This is a genomic window from Aeromonas sp. CU5, from assembly GCF_002586745.1.
Lineage (GTDB): Bacteria > Pseudomonadota > Gammaproteobacteria > Enterobacterales > Aeromonadaceae > Aeromonas > Aeromonas sobria.
Genome location: NZ_CP023817.1, coordinates 3319459 through 3338336, shown reverse-complemented (window position 1 = coordinate 3338336; position 18878 = coordinate 3319459). Strand labels below are relative to the sequence as shown.

Genomic DNA, 18878 nt, shown 5'->3' with positions numbered 1-18878 from the left:
AGCACACGGCCAGCGGCAGACTAGCGAGACGATTATGACCAAGGTTGAATTGGCAAAACTGCGTACTGTGATCCCCGAAATGCGCCGCGTGCGTCGCATTCACTTTATCGGCATAGGTGGTGCCGGTATGGGCGGGATCGCTGAAGTGCTTGCCAACGAAGGGTATCAGGTAACAGGGTCTGACTTGGCCCGTAATGCAGTGACCGAGCGGTTGGCTGGGTTGGGCGCTCACATCTTCGTGGGTCACAGTGCCGAGCATATCGAAGGAGCCAGCGTGGTGGTGGTCTCTACCGCCATCAAGCAGGATAACCCCGAGCTGCTGGCCGCCCGCGAACTGCGGATCCCGGTAGTGCGTCGTGCCGAGATGCTGGCCGAGCTGATGCGTTTCCGTCATGGCATCGCCATCGCCGGTACTCACGGCAAGACCACCACCACCAGTCTGGTGGCGAGCATTTATGCCGAAGCTGACCGTGACCCGACTTTCGTCATCGGTGGTCTGCTTAACAGCGCCGGTACCAACGCTCGTCTGGGTAGCAGCCGTTATCTGATCGCCGAAGCGGACGAGAGCGATGCCTCCTTCCTGCATCTGCAGCCGATGGTCTCTATCGTGACCAACATCGAAGCGGATCACATGGAAACCTACGGTGGCGATTTCGCCAAGCTGAAAGCCACCTTTATCGAGTTTTTGCACAACCTGCCTTTTTATGGGTTGGCGGTGGTCTGCGTCGATGATCCGGTGATCCGTGGCATGTTGCCCGAGATTGCCCGCCCGACCCTGACCTACGGTCTCGCTGACGATGCCGACGTGCAGGTGCTGGATTTTGTCCAGACCACCAACCACAGCTGCTTCCGGGTGCGTCGTAAAGATGCCGGTGAGTTGCAGGTCACCCTCAATTTGCCGGGTATTCACAACGCATTGAACGCTGCAGCGGCGATAGCTGTCGCGACCGAGGACGGTGTCAGCGATGATGCGATTATCTCTGCGCTGGCCAAGTTTGAAGGGGTGGGGCGCCGTTTCCAGCAATATGGCGAGTTCGAAACCGGTCGTGGCAAGGCGATGCTGGTGGACGACTACGGTCACCACCCGAGCGAAGTGAAGGTCACCATCAACGCCGCTCGTGCCGGTTGGCCCGACAAGCGGTTGGTGATGGTATTCCAGCCACACCGCTATACCCGCACCCGCGATCTCTACGAGGACTTCGCTGACGTGCTCTCCAAGGTAGATGTGCTGGTGATGCTGGAGGTTTATGCTGCCGGTGAGGAGCCGATCCCGGGTGCCGACGGACGGGCACTGTGCCGCTCCATTCGCTCCCGCGGCAACCTCGAACCCATCTTTGTTGCCACCCCGGATGACGTGCCAGCCGTGCTGGCCGACTTGATCGGCGAGGGCGATTTGGTGCTGACTCAAGGTGCCGGCAACGTCGGGGCGCTTGCCCGTCGTCTCGGAGAGATGAAATTGAGCATAGATAGCATGAAATCTGGCGCCTGAGGGCCCAATGAGTATTTTGACCGCCAAGCCGGGGCCTATATAATGGCGAACCGGTCTGTCAAAAGGCCGGTTTAGCGCGTTACACGGGGATCGTCGGGTGGAGGCAAGGGCAGAAGGGCGCACCAAGGGTGGCTTCATCGCAGGCGTAGTGTTTTTCCTGCTGGTGTTATGGGGCTGCTATCAGACTGCGCTGGATGTTAAAGGTTGGCTGACAGATGCCAACCGGTTGCCCATGAGCGAGCTGTTGCTACAGGGGCAACACCAGTATTTGGAAACCGAGGAGTTGCGGCTGGCCGTGCTGGATGGCGCCGAGCTGCGCAACTTCTTCGAGTTGGATGTCAACGAATTACAGGCACGGCTCAATGCCCTGCCATGGGTAGCTCAGGTCTCGGTACGAAAAAAGTGGCCGAACAAGATCAAGATCTACCTCACTGAACAGGATGTGGCGGCGCGCTGGAATGGTAATCGCTTCGTCAATGCCAAGGGCAAGGTGTTCAGTGCCCCGGACAGAGTCAAGACGCCGCTGCTGCAACTGTCAGGGCCGGATGACCAGGCTGCCCGGGTGTTAAAAGAGAGTCGGCAGTACCAGTCGCAGCTGGCTGCCAAAGGATATACGTTGCAAGGGGTTAATTTGACCTCGCGCCATGCCTGGGAACTGACCCTGGATGGCAACATCAAGCTGTTCCTCGGGCGCAATGATATTGCGCTCCGGTTACAGCGGTTTATCGATGCCTTCCCGGTGATCGAACCCCGTGCGCAGGTTGCCTACGTGGATCTTCGATACGACACCGGAGTGGCAGTTGGCTGGAAGAAGAGCGAAGAGAAAGTGCATGACCAACACCGCAGATAGGAATTTGATTGTCGGACTGGATATCGGCACAACCAAGGTGGCGGTTCTGGTCGGGGAAGTATTGCCGGATGGTGAGCTGAATGTCATCGGCATGGGTAGTCACGCTTCCCGCGGAATGGAGAAGGGCGGGGTCAATGATCTCGACTCCGTGGTCAAGTCACTGCGTCGTGCGGTAGAAGAGGCCGAAATGATGGCCGATTGCCAGATCAGCTCGGTTTATCTGGGATTGTCCGGCAAGCATATTGACTGTCGCAATGAGACCGGTATGGTGCCCATCTCCGATGAGGAGGTGACCCAGGAGGACGTGGATAACGTCATCCATACCGCCAAGTCGGTCCGTCTCTCCGACGAGCTGCGGGTGCTGCATGTGCTGCCTCAGGAGTTCGCCATCGACTATCAGGAAGGGATCAAGAATCCGGTTGGCCTCTCTGGTGTGCGGATGGCCGCCAAGGTGCACCTGATCACCTGCCATAACGACATGGCCCGCAACATTGAAAAATGTGTGGAGAAGGTGGGATTGCGGGTGGATCAGCTGATCTTCTCCGCGCTGGCCTCCAGCTATGCCGTACTGACCGAAGACGAGAAAGAGCTGGGTGTCTGTGTGGTGGACATCGGTGGTGGCACCATGGACATGTCGCTGTTTACCGGCGGTGCTCTGCGCCACACCAAGGTGATCCCGTACGCTGGCAGCACAGTGACCAGCGATATCGCCTACGCCTTCGGCACTCCGCCGCTCGACGCAGAAGCGATCAAGGTGCGCTACGGTTGCGCCCTCGGCCGTCTGGTCAGCAAAGAAGACACGATTGAAGTGCCCAGTGTCGGCGGTCGTCCGGCGCGTAGCCTGCAACGGCAGACACTGGCTGAAGTGATTGAGCCCCGTTACACCGAGTTGCTCTCCATGGTGAATGATGAGCTGGTGCGGGTACAAAGCGAACTGAAAGCGCAGGGAGTCAAGCATCAGCTGGCAGCCGGTGTGGTCTTGACCGGCGGCGCAGCCCAGATCGAAGGCATTGTGGAGTGTGCAGAGCAGGTCTTCCAATGCCAGGTCCGGGTGGGAGAACCCATGAACATACGTGGTTTGAGTGATTATGTGCAGGCACCGGTGTACTCGACAGCAGTCGGGTTGCTGCAATATGGCCGCACCCATCAAGCCACAGGTAGCAACAAAGAATATACCGCCAAGGCAAGTGTCGGTGGCCTGGTCAAACGGGTTAGCAACTGGCTGCGTGGCGAGTTCTAAGAATTTTGCTGAGTCAGGCAAATAAAGCGGAGAGACAACATGTTTGAATTTATGGATAGCCACACTGACGAAGCCGTCATTAAAGTGATCGGTGTAGGTGGCGGCGGCGGCAACGCTGTCGAGCACATGGTTCGTCAAAATATTGAAGGTGTTGAGTTTATTACCGTCAACACCGATGCCCAGGCACTGCGTAATTCCAGTGCCAACACTACCCTGCAGATCGGTGGTGGTATCACCAAGGGTCTGGGGGCTGGTGCCAATCCGGAAGTGGGTCGTGATGCGGCCATGGAAGATCGCGAAGCGCTGCGTGAGCTGCTGACCGGTTCTGACATGGTGTTCATTGCTGCCGGTATGGGTGGCGGTACCGGTACCGGTGCTGCACCGATCGTGGCCGAAGTGGCGCGCGAGATGGGCATCCTGACCGTTGCCGTGGTGACCAAGCCGTTCTCCTTCGAAGGGAAGAAGCGGATGGCGTTTGCTGCCCATGGTATCGAAGAGCTCTCCAAGAACGTCGACTCCCTGATCACCATCCCCAACGACAAGTTGCTGAAGGTGCTGGGTCGCGGTATCTCCCTGCTGGACGCCTTCAAGGCGGCCAACGATGTACTGCTTGGCGCGGTACAGGGCATTGCCGAGCTGATCACCCGTCCGGGCTTGATCAACGTCGACTTCGCGGACGTGCGTACTGTGATGCGTGAAATGGGTACTGCCATGATGGGTACCGGTTCCGCCTCGGGTGATGATCGTGCCGAAGAAGCGGCCGAAAAAGCCATCTCCAGCCCGCTGCTGGAAGATGTGGATCTGGCCGGTGCCCGTGGCATCCTGGTCAACATCACTGCCGGTATGGACATGACCATCGAAGAGTTTGAAACCGTGGGTAACGCGGTCAAGGCCTTCGCTTCCGAGAACGCCACTGTTGTAGTGGGTACCGTAATCGATCCGGAAATGCACGACGAACTGCGTGTGACTGTGGTTGCGACCGGTATTGGTGCCGAGCGCAAGCCGGACATCACCCTGGTCAAGAGCAGCCAGGTGCAAGAGCGCCCGGTACGTCAGCCGCTGGTTAGCGACATGATGCAAGGCCGCGTGATGGACGAAGCGCCGGCCAAGGTGGTCAACGCCGAGCCGCAAGCTCGTCGTGAACCGGATTACCTGGATATTCCGGCATTCCTGCGCAAGCAAGCTGACTAAGTCTCTTATGGCTCTGGTTTGTTTGTTGTTCAAGGATTGTGCTAAGATGGCCAGCCAACGACCATCTGGTCCGGAATTTAAGCTGTGTAGGGTACACCCATGATTAGACAAAGAACCTTGAAAACGAGTGTACAGGCGACTGGCGTCGGCTTGCATTCGGGCCGGAAAGTCACAATGACGTTCCGTCCGGCACCTGTTAACACAGGAATCGTTTACTTGCGTACCGACTTGAATCCTGTGGTAGAGCTGCCAGCCAATGCCGATCAGGTGCGCGATACCGTGCTCTGTACTGCACTGGTCAACGAAGCCGGCGTCCGTGTCTCAACCATTGAGCACCTCTCTGCCGCGCTGGCCGGGATGGGGATCGACAACCTCTATGTCGAGGTTGACGCGCCCGAGATCCCGGTGATGGACGGCAGTGCGCATCCCTTTATCTACCTGCTGCAGGAAGTCGGGATCCGTGAGCAAAATGCTGCCAAGCAGTTTGTGCGGATCAAGAAGAGCATCCGGGTTGAAGATGGCGACAAGTGGGCGGAATTCCACCCTTATCGCAACGGCTTCAAGATGGATCTCGAGATCGATTTCCAGCATCCGGTGTTTGAAGGGCGCAACCAGCGCTGCGTACTGGATTTCTCCGGTGCCTCCTTCGTGAAAGAGATCAGCCGTGCCCGTACTTTCGGGTTCATGCGCGATATCGAGTACCTGCGTTCTCAGAACCTGGCGCTGGGCGGAAGCCTGGAAAACGCCGTGGTACTGGACGACTATCGGGTGCTGAACGAAGATGGTTTGCGTTATGAGGACGAGTTCGTCAAGCACAAGATGCTGGATGCGATCGGTGACCTCTATATGTGTAACCGCAGCATCATCGGTGAGTTCCGTGCCTACAAGACCGGACATGCCCTGAACAACAAGCTGCTGCGTGCCTTGCTGGCCGAGCAGGAGGCTTGGGAACTGGTGACCTTCGAGGGTGAGGGCGACAAAGCGCCTATCGCTTACTACGACAACGGTCTGGTTCTGGCCTGATAGCTGTGCAGCGGAACGTCGGTCCTCTCTCCGCACCGACGTTCCGTCATTTATTGACTCCATCCTTTAATACCGATTATCTCCCGGTTTTATTTCCTGTGCAGGCTGTTGGCCGCACCTGACCGAGCAGACAGATTTCTATGAGCATTACCCTGATCCTCCACGGCAAGCAGCGACGCAAGTTGCACTTACCCAAACAACGTCTGGCCTGGGTCGGCGGTATCCTCTTCTCTTTGGCCATTCTTGGTGGTGGTTGGCTCTGGCAGAGCTGGCACCAGAAAATGGAAGCGCTGGAAGTGGCGCTGGCCGTTGCCGAGCAGCAGTCTGTCGCTCAGAGTGGCGATGAGGCTCGTGAGCAGTTGGCAATGCTGGCGGCTCAGGTGGGCACCATGCAGGGTCAGTTGGGCCGCTTGAATGCCCTCGGTGAACGACTGACCGAGCAGGCTGATCTCGATCCTGACGAGTTCAATTTCAAAGAGCTGCCTCCCATGGGCGGCCCTTCTTATGATGAAGAGCTGGAAGTTAACCTCAACGAGCTGCAAGCCTCGATGAAACACCTCAGCCAGCAACTCAGTAGCCGCGAAGAGCAGCTGTCGGTACTTGAATCTTTCATCATGAATCACCATATCACCGATGCCGGCTTTATTTCTGGCACGCCAGTCAAACAGGAACGAGTTTGGGTCTCGTCCGGGTTTGGTGGACGGGTCGATCCGTTCAATGGGCGAGCCAAAATGCATAAAGGTGTGGATTTCCGCGGTAAACCAGGCACTCCCATTCTGGCCACCGGTCCTGGCATTATCAGCTGGGCGGGACGTCATCCGGAATTCGGCAATATGGTGGAGATTAATCACGGCAATGGTCTGGTCACTCGTTACGCCCACAACTCCAAGCTGCTGGTTGAAGTGGGCACCCTGGTTGATCAGGGCCAGAAGATTGCCTTGATGGGGCGCACCGGTCGCGCGACCGGCGTCCATTTGCATTACGAAGTGTTGAAAGACGGTCGTCAGGTCAACCCCGCACGCTTTCTGAGTGCCGGACGGGGTTAGGTTTTTTCTCCAGGTTCCCATGACGGAACGCTTTTATAACCAGAAATAGTTGGTACCCATGATTAGCACACTGCTTACCAAGATTATTGGCAGCCGGAACGATAGAACGCTCAAGGCTTTGCGCAAAATTGTAAAACAAATCAATGCAATGGAGCCTCAGTTCGAAGCTCTGTCCGACTCTGAGCTGCAGGCCAAGACGGCCGAGTACCGTCAGCGTCTGGAGCAGGGTGAGACGCTGGAGCAGCTGTTGCCGGAAGCATTCGCGACCGTACGCGAAGCCTCCAAGCGGGTGTTCGGCATGCGTCACTTCGACGTGCAGCTGATCGGCGGCATGGTGCTGGATTCCAACCGCATCGCTGAAATGAAGACCGGTGAAGGTAAAACCCTGACCGCAACCCTGCCAGCGTACCTCAATGCCCTGAGCGGTCGTGGCGTCCACGTGGTGACAGTGAACGACTATCTTGCCAAGCGTGATGCGGAAGCGAACCGTCCGCTGTTTACCTTCCTCGGCATGACCGTGGATTGCAACGTGCCAGGTATGGATGCGTCGCAAAAGCGTGACGCTTATGCTGCCGATATTACCTACGGTACCAACAACGAATTCGGTTTTGACTACCTGCGCGACAACATGGCGTTCTCGCCGGAGCAGCGCGTTCAGCGTCCGCTCAACTATGCGCTGGTGGATGAGGTTGACTCGGTGCTGATCGATGAAGCCCGAACCCCGCTGATTATCTCTGGCCCGGCTGAAGACAGCTCCGCCATGTATACCCAGATCAACAAGCTGATCCCGCTGTTGGTCAAGCAGGACAAAGAAGACACCGAGGAGTACACCGGTGAGGGGCACTACACGGTTGACGAAAAGAACCGTCAGGCCCTGCTGACCGAAAACGGTCAGATTTTCGTGGAAGAGCTGCTTAAGAAAGAGGGGCTGCTCGATGAGCATGACTCCCTGTTCTCTGCCACCAATATCAGTCTGCTGCATCACGTCAACGCCGGTCTGCGTGCTCACACCCTGTTTGAGCGCAACGTGGATTACATCGTCCAGAAGGACGAGATCGTCATCGTCGATGAGCATACCGGCCGTACCATGCCGGGTCGTCGCTGGTCCGATGGTCTGCATCAGGCGGTTGAGGCGAAAGAAGGGGCCAAGATCCAGAACGAGAACCAGACTCTGGCCTCGATCACCTTCCAGAACTACTTCCGTCTCTACAACAAGCTGGCGGGGATGACCGGTACTGCAGATACCGAAGCCTTTGAATTCCAGCAGATTTATGGTTTGGATACCGTGGTTATCCCGACTAACCAGCCGATGGTGCGCAAGGACATGGGCGATCTGGTCTATCTGACCGCCAATGAGAAGTATGCCGCCATCGTTGAAGATATCCGCCAGTGTGTGGCCAAGGGCCAACCTGTGCTGGTCGGTACCGTCTCTATCGAGAACTCCGAGCTGCTCTCCGGCATCCTGAACAAAGAGCAGATCCCGCACAAGGTGTTGAACGCCAAGTTCCACGCCATGGAAGCGGAAATTGTCGCTCAGGCGGGCCAGCTTGGCGCGGTCACCATCGCGACCAACATGGCTGGTCGTGGTACCGACATCGTGTTGGGTGGTAACTGGCAGGCAGAGATTGCCACGCTGGAGAACCCGTCCAGCGAGCAAGTTGCCGAGTTGAAAGCGGCCTGGCAGGTGCGCCACGATGAGGTGCTGGCTGCCGGTGGTCTGCACATTATCGGTACCGAGCGTCACGAATCCCGTCGTATCGACAACCAGCTGCGCGGCCGTTCCGGTCGTCAGGGTGACCCGGGTTCCTCCCGCTTCTACCTATCCATGGAAGATACCCTGATGCGGATCTTCGCCTCCGATCGCGTGACCGGCATGATGAAGAAGCTGGGCATGGAAGAGGGCGAAGCCATCGAGCACCCGTGGGTGACCAAGGCCATCGAAAACGCCCAGCGCAAGGTGGAAGGTCGCAACTTCGACATCCGCAAGAGCTTGCTTGAATTTGATGACGTGGCCAATGACCAGCGCAAGGTGGTTTACGAGCAGCGCAACGAGTTGCTGGATACCAACGACATCTCCGAGACTATTCACGTCATCCGTGACGATGTCTATGGCGCTGTGATCGACGAGTACATTCCGCCTCAGTCACTGGAAGAGATGTGGGATGTCGCCGGTCTGGAAGCGCGCTTGAAGGCTGACTTCGGGCTGGATCTGCCGCTGCAACAGTGGCTGGCAGAAGATGACAAGCTTTATGAAGAGAAGCTGCGCGAGCGCATTCTGGACGAAGCCAACAAGCTCTATAGCCACAAGCAGGAGCTGGTCGGGGTCGAAGTGCTACGTAACTTCGAGAAGGCGGTGATGCTGCAAACCCTGGATGGCCTGTGGAAGGAGCATCTGGCGGCGATGGATCACCTGCGTCAGGGCATTCATCTGCGCGGTTATGCCCAGAAGAACCCCAAGCAGGAGTACAAGCGTGAATCCTTCGATCTGTTTACCCAGATGCTGGAAACCCTCAAGCGCGATGTAGTCAGCATCCTGAGCCGGGTTCAGGTGCAAGAGCGTGATGTAGAAGTGATGGAAGAGCAGCAGCGCCAGCAGGCAGAAGCGGCTCCCCGTACCTACACCCACGCCGCCGCCGAGAGCCAGCTGGCCGATGAAGAGGCCGCAGGCGAAGAGGGTCACACCACCTTCGTGCGCGACGAGCAGAAGGTTGGCCGCAACGATCCGTGCCCTTGTGGCTCCGGCAAAAAGTACAAGCATTGCCATGGTCAGTTGACCTGATCGATTGCAATGCCATAACAAGGCGGGCCCGGTGCCCGCCTTGTTTTTATCAAACGAGCGAAGACCGTCAAGGTTGTCGATATCAAGCCACAGCAGATGTGAGCGCTAATCAGGGATTGGCGGTATCGAGCAGCTTGATTAAGCAGATGGTGCAAAGGTAACAAGATGGAACAGAAAAAGCGGATCTGGGTGGCGGTTGGCGTCATCGAGAATGAACAGGGCGATATCTTCATCGCCAAACGCTCCTCCGATCGCCATCAGGGGGATCGTTGGGAGTTTCCCGGTGGCAAGGTGGAGTCGGGCGAGGATCTGCTCGGTGCGCTGGATCGGGAGCTGTGGGAAGAGATCGGTATCCGGGTGCAGGATTGCGCACCCTTCATGGAGCTGCAGCACGACTATCCCGAGAAACAGGTGTTGCTGGATATCTGGAAGGTAACCCGTTTCAGCGGCGAGCCGTTCGGCAAGGAGGGGCAAGAGTGCTTGTGGGTGCCGGTAACAGAGCTGCACCACTATCAGTTTCCTGATGCCAATGGCCCGATTGTGACGCGGCTACAGGCCACGCTGGCGTGAGCTGGTAACAAGAAATGAAAAAAGGGCCATTCGGCCCTTTTTTCATGTTGCAGAGGTGAGTGACCACGGGCTTATAGCCACTGATCGCCCTCTTCCGGCTCTGGCAGCAGATCCGGGTTGATCGCCCCAGGGATCCGCTTCTCTTCATCGGCCCATTCGCCAAGATCGATCAGCTGGCAGCGTTTGCTGCAGAAGGGGCGAAAAGGGCTCTGCGGACCCCATTCCAGTTCAGTTTGGCAAGTCGGACACTTAACCTTGGTGACCATCTGGAGGTTTCCTTAACAGCAAGCGAGCTGGAACGGCACATCACCAACCAGCTGTTCAGAGGTGGACAAAAACCGCAAGGCAAAGCGATTTTTATGGCCGCTCAGGGTCGGGTAGCAAGAGAGATTGGCTGGCAGCTTGATGCGGATCAGCTCGGCGCTCTCGGCGGTATCCTGGAAGAAGCCGTTGCTGGCAACCTGCTCGCTGAAGGCGCCTGAATCGCGCCACAGCCCCAGTAGCAGGGTAATGGAATTCATCAACAAGTTGATATCGGCAAGCCAGCTTTGCATCTGCTGGTGACGGGCAATCGCCGGGGTACCGAGCCAGTGGTGCAGTTGCGGTACATCGAAGGCACACAGGCCGCCAGGAATAGAGAAACGCTGGCGGATCGCCGCAAGCTGGCGATCTTCTTTCAGTCGTGCGCCGGGGCGAGGGGACTTGAGCAGATTACGGGAGAGCTGGCTGCTCTCTTGCTGCATCTGCTTGATCTGCTCCAGATCAACGTCAGGCAAGCTGGCCCAGTGGCTCAGGCGCTGACTGAGTCGCTCCAGATCCTTGATAAGATCGGCGCGCAGGTCACCCCGCTCCAGCAACTCTTGCAGGTCAAACAACCCTTTGAAGAAGGCGATATGTGCCCAAGGCTGGTCGCTCTCCAGATTGTCGCGGATCTGGGAAAACAGAGACTCCAGACGAAGATAGGTCCGGCTTTTTTCATTGAGAGGAAAATCGTAAATCATGCCTAATCCTGGCCAGCCATAAACCGGCCTAGTGTACTCACAGTTGGTGGGCTTGTTGAGAGGCAAATGCCAGATATGTTTCGTGCAGCGCCAAAATCCGCGTTTTAATCGCCATTTCGCCGCCATTGTGGTTTTCGATGACATCATCTGCCGCAGCGAGACGCTCTGACCGGCTCGCCTGGGCCGCGATAATCAAACGGGCCTGTTCGGCTGACACCCCATCCCGGCGGCAGGTACGCTCAATCTGGGTCGCTTCGTCCACATCGATCACCAGCACCCGGTTGGCCAGTGTGGTGAGCTGGTTCTCCACCAGCAGTGGCACCACCAGCAGGCAGTAAGGTGGGCGGGCGGCGGCGCACTGGCGCAGCATTTCATTGCGAATGAGCGGGTGGAGCAGGGCATTGAGCCACCCCTTGGCCTGTGGATCGGCAAAGATCTGTTCGCGCAGGCGGCGACGATCGAGCTGACCGGCCGGCTCGATGAGGTCAGCGCCAAAATGCGCAGCGATGGCCGCCAGCGCCGGGCTACCCGGTGCCACTACCTCGCGGGCGATCACATCGGCATCCACTACCTCGATGCCCAGTTCGGCAAACTGGTTGGCGATGGTGGTCTTGCCGCTGCCAATGCCACCGGTAATTGCGACTACATACATGGGTTAGAGCACCATCTGAAGATACCAGCGGGTGATGGTATCGCCCCACAGCAGAGCGATCCAGCCCGCGATGGCGAGGTAGGGGCCGAAGGGGATCGGTTTGCCCTGATGGTGCTTGTGCAAGGCGATCAGGGCGATGCCGATAATGGCGCCGACCAAGGATGAGAGCAGTAACACGATGGGCAACGCCTGCCAGCCCAGCCAGGCACCCAGTGCCGCCAGTAACTTGAAGTCGCCATAACCCATCCCCTCCTTGCCGGTGAGCAGCTTGAAGGCCCAGTAGAGGCTCCAGAGCACCAGATACCCGGCCATGGCACCGATCACTGCATCCCCTAGTGGCACAAAACCACCCAGCAGGTTGAATAGCAGGCCACCCCACAGCAGCGGCAGGGTGAGCTGGTCGGGCAGCAGCATCTTGTCGAGATCGATAAAGGTGAGGGCTACCAGCATCCAGGTCAACAGCAGGGCTGCCAGCGTGCCCCAACCAGGGGTAATCACCATGGCAACGGCAACCGAGAGCAGGGCGGTCAACAGCTCCACCAGCGGATAGCGGGCCGAGATCGGGGCTTGGCAGTCACGGCAGCGCCCCTTGAGCCAGAGCCAGCTCAGCAGCGGGATATTCTCCAGCGCCGTAATGGCATGGCCACAGTGAGGGCAGGCGGAGCGCGGCACCATCAGGTTGTAATGCTCTGCTGAAGCGGCCTCCTCATCGGGAGCGAAGTAGCCGCGATATTCCGCCTGCCACTCCCGCTCCAGCATGATCGGCAAGCGGTGGATCACCACGTTGAGAAAGCTGCCGATCATCAGGGAGAAGAGAAAAACCAGAGAGAGGTAGAGCCAGGGCAAGCCGTGAGCCAGCTCGATAAATAGAGGCATAAGAACAACCGTTACTAACAATGGGTGAAAAAAGGTCTGGTTAGCGCAGAGCAATCGAGCGTTGCAATGGCTGGGCTCGGGCACACGGGTCTATCGCGCATCCTTAGCCAATGACATCACCGAGCTTGAAGATGGGCAGGTACATGGCGACCACCATGCCACCAACCAGCACCCCGAGCACCACCATGATCAGGGGTTCGAGCAGGCTGGTGAGGCCATCGACCAGATCATCCACCTCTTGTTCGAAGATGGTGGCGACCTTGGAGAGCATATCATCGATAGCGCCTGACTCCTCACCGATCATCACCATCTGGATCACCATGTCCGGGAAGAGATCGACCGTGCGCATCGCCACGTTGATCTGCATCCCTGCCACCACTTCGTTACGAATGGCCAGCACGGCGGTACGATAGACATAGTTGCCGGAGGCGCCAGCTGCCGAAATCAGCGCATCTACCAGCGGGATACCTGCTGAGAAGGTGGTCGACAGGGTACGGGCAAAGCGCGCCATCGCCGCTTTGTGCAGGATCATTCCGACCACCGGAATAGTCAGTACAAACTTGTCGGTGTTGTCTTTTACCGTTTGCGAGGCGCGCCAGGCGCGCACATAGAGGAAGATCCCCAGCCCCACACCGCCAAAAATCAGGTACCACCAGTTCTGCATAAAGCGGGAGATGCCGATGACAAACTGGGTGAAGGCCGGTAACTCGGCACCAAAGCTTTTGAAGATATCTTCGAACTGGGGGATCACGAACAACAGCAGGATCGAGGTCACCACAATGGCCACCAGCATGACCATGGCAGGGTAAAACATCGCTTTCTTGATCTTCGACTTGAGCGCTTCCGATTTTTCCCGGTAGGTCGCGATACGGTCGTAGATGGTCTCCAGTGCACCGGATTGCTCACCGGCCTCCACCAGATCGCAATAAAGTTCGTCAAAGTGGCGGGGATGGCGGCGCAGCGCCTCTGACATCGGGGTGCCAGTCTCGACATCCGAGGCAATTTGTCCCATCAGCTCGCGCATTGCCGCTTTTTCATGGCTGCGGGCGATGATCTGCAGGCTCTGGACCAGCGGCACCCCGGCAGAGAGCATGGTGGTGATCTGGCGTGACACGATGGCGATATCCATCGGCTTGATCTTGGCGCCCCCCTTGGAGAAGAGCCCCTGGGATTTTTTGGCGACCTTGGTGACGTTGACCCCTTGCTTGCGCAGCTCGGCCTTGACGGTACTGATGCTGTCAGCCTGCAGTTCGCCGGACACTTTTTGTCCTTTGCGATTGACCCCGTGCCAGCGGAAGGCGAAGACTTTTTTGGGCGCATTACTCTTTTTTGCTAGCGTAGCCATGACTGCATCCTGCAATGGGGTTGGTTGTCAGAGCCGGGCTCTGCGCATCACCAACTGGGTCAAGGTGCCCGGCAGGCTTGATGCCTGCGGGGTACTGATAGGGTGGGTGGTACCTTCTTGGCGCCAGCCCAGTAACTTGAATGTCTGATTACTCTGTTGCCGTGGCTATCATCCGTTCCGTATTCGTGAACGACCGATCCCCTTTGCCAACCAAACTGATGAGACGCTTCGTCATGCGATCTAGTTGGTGGTCACTCGGTTGATTTCAGCCAGACTGGTGACGCCGAGCCGGGCCTTCTCCAGGCCGGAGATCCGCAGGGTGCGCATCCCCTCTTTCTGGGCAATGGCGGCGATCTGCAGCGAGTTGGCCCCTTGCATGATCAATTTGGCGATGTTCTCTGACATCAGCATGATTTCGTAGATACCGACCCGCCCCTTGTAGCCCGCCGAGCACTCTTTGCAGCCAACCGGCTTGAACAGCCGCAAACCAGCTGCCAGTTGCTGCGGGGTAAAGCCCAGCTCCAGCAGTTCGGCTTCCGGTACAACTTCTGGCGCTTTGCAGTGATCGCACAGTTTGCGAGCCAGTCGCTGGGCCATGATCAGGGTCACTGAGGAGGCGATGTTAAAGGCGGGCACCCCCATGTTCATCATCCGGGTCAGGGTCTCGGCGGCGGAGTTGGTGTGCAGGGTCGAGAGCACCAGGTGGCCGGTTTGCGCTGCCTTGATGGCGATTTCGGCGGTTTCGAGATCGCGGATCTCCCCCACCATCACCACGTCCGGGTCTTGGCGTAAGAAGGAGCGCAGGGCGCTGGCGAAGGTGAGCCCTGCCTTGGGGTTGACCTGCACTTGGTTGACGCCGGGCAGGTTGATCTCCACCGGATCTTCGGCGGTGGAGATGTTCACCTCTGTGGTGTTGAGAATATTGAGGCCGGTATAGAGCGAGACCGTTTTGCCCGAGCCGGTGGGGCCGGTCACCAGGATCATCCCCTGCGGTTTGGCCAGCGCCCGCAGGTATTGCGCCTTCTGCCGGTCGTCAAAGCCGAGCTGCTCGATATTGAGGCGGGCCGCTGAGGAGTCGAGCAGCCGGATAACGATCTTCTCCCCCCACATGGTGGGCAGGGTGTTGACCCGCATATCCATCGACTTGTTGCGCGACAGCTTCAACTTGATGCGGCCATCTTGTGGCAAGCGCCGCTCGGCGATATCGAGCCGCGCCATTACCTTGAGTCGGGCGGAGAAGCGATTGGAGAGGTTGACCGGCGGGGTGGCGATTTCATGGAGAATGCCATCAATACGAAAGCGCACCCGATACTTGAACTCGTAGGGCTCGAAGTGCAGGTCAGAGGCGCCGCGCTTGATGGCATCCATCAGGATTTTGTTGATGTACTTGACGATGGGGGCGTCGTCATCGGCGGTATTGACGCTCTCATCGAGCCGGCTGTTTTCGTCAGATACTTCGAGTTCGGAGATCTCGGATTCGTCGATCTCTTCCATGCCGAGGGCGTCGTTTTCGCTCTCCAGCAGCTTGCCGATGGCGATGGTGAGTTTGTTCTCCTCCACCAGCAGCGCCTCGGTATGCAGGCCGAAGCTGAAGCCAAAGTCCTCCAACGCCGAGACATTGGTCGGGTCCGACATGGCGATATAGAGGGTGTGGCCCTGGGTGTAGATGGGCAGTACGTGATGTTTCTCAATCAGTTTCTGATTGAGGTACTTCTGCGGGATCTCGGCCAAATCGAAGGCGGCAAGATCCAGCAGAGGTACCCCATACTCCAGCTCGCAGAAATCTGCCAGCGCCTTGCTGTCGAGGATGTCGTTCTCGATCAGAAAGGTGACAAAGTGCTTGCGCTGGGCCTTGGCCTGGCTCAGATAGCGCTGGGAGTCCTCTTCGCTGATCAGTGAAGAGGCGGCCAGGCTTAGCGCCAGGCCGCTATTGGGGCTTGAGGTCATTATTTAGCTGGACAATAGCTATCAGATGTTGTGGCGGGCAGGCATGATGCGACCCAATTTAAGCTGCTGGTTGAAGAACCACTGACTGCAGCTGTGAGTACGTAGGAGTCTGTGCCAGCAACTAATGGTGCTAGTTGCCCTGCTTTTGGTGTCGCTGTAATAACATAGTTACCGGTACCAGAAGACGGGGGCACAGTGATGGTTACTGCAACGTTCGCTGTATCTGCTGTTGTAGCTGCGGTAGGGCAATTAGACGCAGTCTGAATACAAACTTCCGCTTGTGTTTTTAGAGCTCCAGTCGCAGCTATTAATTCCGTCATCTTGGCTTTTTTGGTGTAGTTCTGATACGCCGGCAGCGCTACCGCCGCCAGAATGGCCACGATCGCGACCACGATCATCAGTTCAATAAGGGTAAAACCCGATTGTTTCTTCATTTCGCTGTTCATGGAAAATATCCTTTTATCCTTGGTTCCTGGGAAGTGCCGGTAGAAAATCGTCCGCACGTCAGTATCTTATCCGAGCTATCAGGGGTGGCAACAGAGATTGCGCTCTTTGTTAACCACTTTTCTATCATTTACCAAAAATATGATATAAATCATAAAATAAGCGGCTTCTATCGACTCTTTTTTAGCGGTTGGGGAAGGCCCATCACTACACTCCTTTTCTGCGGGATCCTGCATAAAGAAAAGGCGCCTATGGCGCCTTTTGCAAGTTGTTTATCCGGTTAGGTCGAGTATTTGCTCAGTTCCGATGGTTCGCCTTACTGCTGGATAAAGCGCATGGAGAGATCGAGCGCCCGCAGATGCTTGGTCAGTGCCCCTACCGAGATAAAATCGACCCCGGTGGCGGCAAACTCGGCCAGAGTATCGAGGGTGACATTGCCGGAGACTTCCAGCTTGGCCCGACCCTGATTGATGGCCACAGCCTCGCCCATCATGGCTACATCGAAGTTGTCGAGCATCACGATATCGGCGTGGGCCGCCAGCGCCTGCTCCAGCTCGGCCAGTGATTCCACCTCCACCTCGACCGGTTTGCCCGGATTGAGGCGGCGCGCTTCACCAATCGCCTCGGCAATACCGCCGCAGGCGAGGATATGGTTCTCTTTGATGAGGTAGGCGTCATAGAGGCCGATGCGGTGATTCTTGCCGCCGCCGCAGGTGACCGCGTACTTCTGGGCGGTACGCAGCCCCGGCAAGGTCTTGCGGGTGTCGAGCAGGCGGCAGTCGGTGCCCGCCAGCTCTGCTACATAGCGGGCGGTAAGGGTAGCGACACCGGAGAGGGTCTGGACAAAGTTCAGCGCGGTGCGTTCGCCGGTCAGCAGCAGGCGGGCAGGGCCGTGCAGGCGGAACAACTCCTGATTGGGGGCGAGCAGTTCGCCATCTTGCACTTGCCACTCGACCTGCACGTCGCCACCGAACTGGGCATTGAGTTGCAAAAAGACTTCGTCCACCCAGGGCTGGCCGCAGAACACCCCGGCTTCGCGGGTGATGATCCGGGCGCTGGCCATCCGATCGGCCGGGATCAGCTGGGCAGTGATATCGGCGCTGGCGTCCGGTTGATCCAGCGTGGTGAGGGCATCGCCCAGATCTTCGAGTAGTGCGGCGCGCACGGCGCGGCTGACATCCTGTTGAAACATGCCTTATTCCTGCAAGGGTCTGAGCAGCAACTGCCGCTCCTTTTGAACCAGCTCCAGCCGACCGAGGGCGTTCATGCCAACCAGCACTTCGTCACCGTCTGCCGCCGGATTGATAAAGATGGCCAGATCGTACAAGGTCAGTGGCCCCATCGCCAGCGTTTCGATGGTGCCGTTGCCAACGCGGATCTGCCCCGCGGCGGTGTTGACCTGGCTGCTGCCCCGGGCGGTCAGGCCGAGCCGCTCGGCAACCTGCTGCGGTATGGTGACGCGGGTGGCGCCGGTATCGAGCAGCAGTTGCACCGGCTGGCCGTTGATGGCACCCTCCAGACGATAGTGGCCGCTCTGGTCGGCCCGCAGTAGCAGCTCGCCGCTGGCGGTGACGCTCGGTTGCGAGCGGGAGTGGAAATAGAGGGTCAGCAGGCCCATCAAAGAGAGCCAGGCCAGTAACCACAACCAGCGCGCCGTTTGCTGCATAGTCCATCCATATCGAGCAAAAGATGACTCAGCCTAACATACAATTTCCCGTTGATTCAGCGAGTTGGTGCAGGTTTGCCCATCACGCATCTTCCTCTTTTCGCCATTTGTCAGCCATATCGAGTAGCCGATGACTCAACTCGCTTTGCAACCTCACTTTGCTATCGATGCCGCAGGCTGGTGCCTGCAGGCGCGCCGGGTGCCCTCTCCCCATCACAACGAACGGACCGCGCCGGACGATATTTCCCTGCTGGTGGTGCACGGCATCAGCCTGCCGCCGGGGGAGTTTGGCGGCCCCTTTATCGACGATCTCTTTATGGGACGGCTCGACCCTGACGCTCACCCCTATTTTGCCGCTATCCATCAGTTGCGGGTCTCGGCCCACTGTCTGATCCGCCGTGATGGTGAGCTGGTGCAATATGTGCCGTTTGGCGCGCGCGCCTGGCATGCGGGGGTATCGAGCTGGCAGGGGCGGGAGGCGTGCAATGACTTCTCCATCGGCATCGAGCTGGAAGGAACCGACGAGACCCCCTATACCGAGGCCCAGTATCGGGCACTGGCGGGGCTCACCCGAGCCATCTCAGGCCGTTATCCGGCGATTACCCACGAAAAAATTGTCGGTCATTGCGACATAGCGCCGGGGCGCAAGACGGATCCCGGTGCCAGTTTTCAGTGGGAGTACCTGAGCCAGTTACTCAACCTTGAAAGCAAATAATAAAATTTAGTTTAGATTTTAAAATCAATGGCTTGCCGATCTGG

The 18878-nt window shown here is 57.8% G+C and carries 18 protein-coding genes; 9 read left to right on the top strand and 9 right to left on the bottom strand.

What is annotated here, in order from left to right; genetic code table 11:
• Positions 1-34: 34 nt before the first annotated feature.
• The 8 genes from murC (at position 35) to mutT (ending at position 10188) form a co-directional block, all read left to right on the top strand.
• A complete protein-coding gene (murC, locus tag CK911_RS14865; RefSeq protein WP_068978938.1) occupies positions 35-1489 on the top strand; it encodes a UDP-N-acetylmuramate--L-alanine ligase in 1455 nt (484 codons plus the stop codon).
• A 97-nt stretch (positions 1490-1586) separates the two neighbouring features.
• On the top strand, positions 1587-2339 hold the full coding sequence (locus tag CK911_RS14860) for a cell division protein FtsQ/DivIB (RefSeq protein ID WP_042019579.1): 753 nt from the start codon (positions 1587-1589) through the stop codon (positions 2337-2339).
• On the top strand, positions 2320-3579 hold the full coding sequence (gene ftsA / locus CK911_RS14855) for a cell division protein FtsA (protein WP_042019577.1): 1260 nt from the start codon (positions 2320-2322) through the stop codon (positions 3577-3579). The genes CK911_RS14860 and ftsA overlap by 20 nt, the downstream gene beginning before the upstream one ends.
• A gap of 39 nt (positions 3580-3618) precedes the next feature.
• The gene (ftsZ, locus tag CK911_RS14850; protein WP_042019576.1) at positions 3619-4770 is read left to right on the top strand and encodes a cell division protein FtsZ; all 1152 of its coding nucleotides are present in this window, start codon (positions 3619-3621) and stop codon (positions 4768-4770) included.
• Between the two features lie 99 nt (positions 4771-4869).
• Complete coding sequence (gene lpxC, locus CK911_RS14845; RefSeq protein ID WP_005336146.1) at positions 4870-5793, top strand: UDP-3-O-acyl-N-acetylglucosamine deacetylase; 924 nt, start codon at positions 4870-4872, stop codon at positions 5791-5793.
• Positions 5794-5933: 140 nt separating this feature from the next.
• Positions 5934-6839 carry a M23 family metallopeptidase gene (locus CK911_RS14840; protein WP_068978939.1) on the top strand — a complete coding sequence of 302 codons (906 nt, stop codon included), beginning with the start codon at positions 5934-5936 and terminating at the stop codon, positions 6837-6839.
• Between the two features lie 58 nt (positions 6840-6897).
• Positions 6898-9618: a preprotein translocase subunit SecA gene (secA, locus tag CK911_RS14835; protein WP_098970894.1), complete on the top strand. Its 2721-nt coding sequence runs from the start codon at positions 6898-6900 to the stop codon at positions 9616-9618.
• Between the two features lie 165 nt (positions 9619-9783).
• A complete protein-coding gene (gene mutT / locus CK911_RS14830) occupies positions 9784-10188 on the top strand; it encodes an 8-oxo-dGTP diphosphatase MutT (protein WP_098970892.1) in 405 nt (134 codons plus the stop codon).
• 71 nt (positions 10189-10259) lie between these two features.
• Here mutT and yacG read toward each other — a convergent pair whose 3' ends face one another.
• The 9 genes from yacG to CK911_RS14780 form a co-directional block, all read right to left on the bottom strand.
• On the bottom strand, positions 10260-10454 hold the full coding sequence (gene yacG / locus CK911_RS14825; protein ID WP_042019568.1) for a DNA gyrase inhibitor YacG: 195 nt from the start codon (positions 10452-10454) through the stop codon (positions 10260-10262).
• 12 nt (positions 10455-10466) lie between these two features.
• Complete coding sequence (gene zapD / locus CK911_RS14820; RefSeq protein WP_068978942.1) at positions 10467-11189, bottom strand: cell division protein ZapD; 723 nt, start codon at positions 11187-11189, stop codon at positions 10467-10469.
• A gap of 37 nt (positions 11190-11226) precedes the next feature.
• Positions 11227-11841, bottom strand: a complete 615-nt coding sequence (gene coaE, locus CK911_RS14815; protein WP_098970888.1) for a dephospho-CoA kinase — start codon at positions 11839-11841, stop codon at positions 11227-11229.
• Between the two features lie 3 nt (positions 11842-11844).
• Entirely contained in the window at positions 11845-12717 is an 873-nt protein-coding gene (locus CK911_RS14810) for an A24 family peptidase (protein ID WP_098970886.1), read from the bottom strand.
• A 103-nt stretch (positions 12718-12820) separates the two neighbouring features.
• Positions 12821-14062, bottom strand: a complete 1242-nt coding sequence (locus tag CK911_RS14805; RefSeq protein WP_068978945.1) for a type II secretion system F family protein — start codon at positions 14060-14062, stop codon at positions 12821-12823.
• Positions 14063-14302: 240 nt separating this feature from the next.
• Positions 14303-16009, bottom strand: a complete 1707-nt coding sequence (gene tapB, locus CK911_RS14800; RefSeq protein WP_098970883.1) for a PilB family type IVa pilus assembly ATPase TapB — start codon at positions 16007-16009, stop codon at positions 14303-14305.
• Positions 16009-16443, bottom strand: a complete 435-nt coding sequence (locus CK911_RS14795) for a prepilin-type N-terminal cleavage/methylation domain-containing protein (RefSeq protein WP_098972701.1) — start codon at positions 16441-16443, stop codon at positions 16009-16011. The genes tapB and CK911_RS14795 overlap by 1 nt, the downstream gene beginning before the upstream one ends.
• 326 nt (positions 16444-16769) lie before the next feature.
• Positions 16770-17645, bottom strand: a complete 876-nt coding sequence (gene nadC / locus CK911_RS14785) for a carboxylating nicotinate-nucleotide diphosphorylase (RefSeq protein ID WP_098970881.1) — start codon at positions 17643-17645, stop codon at positions 16770-16772.
• 3 nt (positions 17646-17648) lie between these two features.
• Entirely contained in the window at positions 17649-18119 is a 471-nt protein-coding gene (locus CK911_RS14780; RefSeq protein WP_098970879.1) for a TIGR02281 family clan AA aspartic protease, read from the bottom strand.
• 130 nt (positions 18120-18249) lie between these two features.
• Between CK911_RS14780 and ampD the strand changes: the two genes are divergently transcribed.
• The gene (ampD, locus tag CK911_RS14775; RefSeq protein WP_098970877.1) at positions 18250-18834 is read left to right on the top strand and encodes a 1,6-anhydro-N-acetylmuramyl-L-alanine amidase AmpD; all 585 of its coding nucleotides are present in this window, start codon (positions 18250-18252) and stop codon (positions 18832-18834) included.
• The last annotated feature ends 44 nt before the right edge of the window (positions 18835-18878 follow it).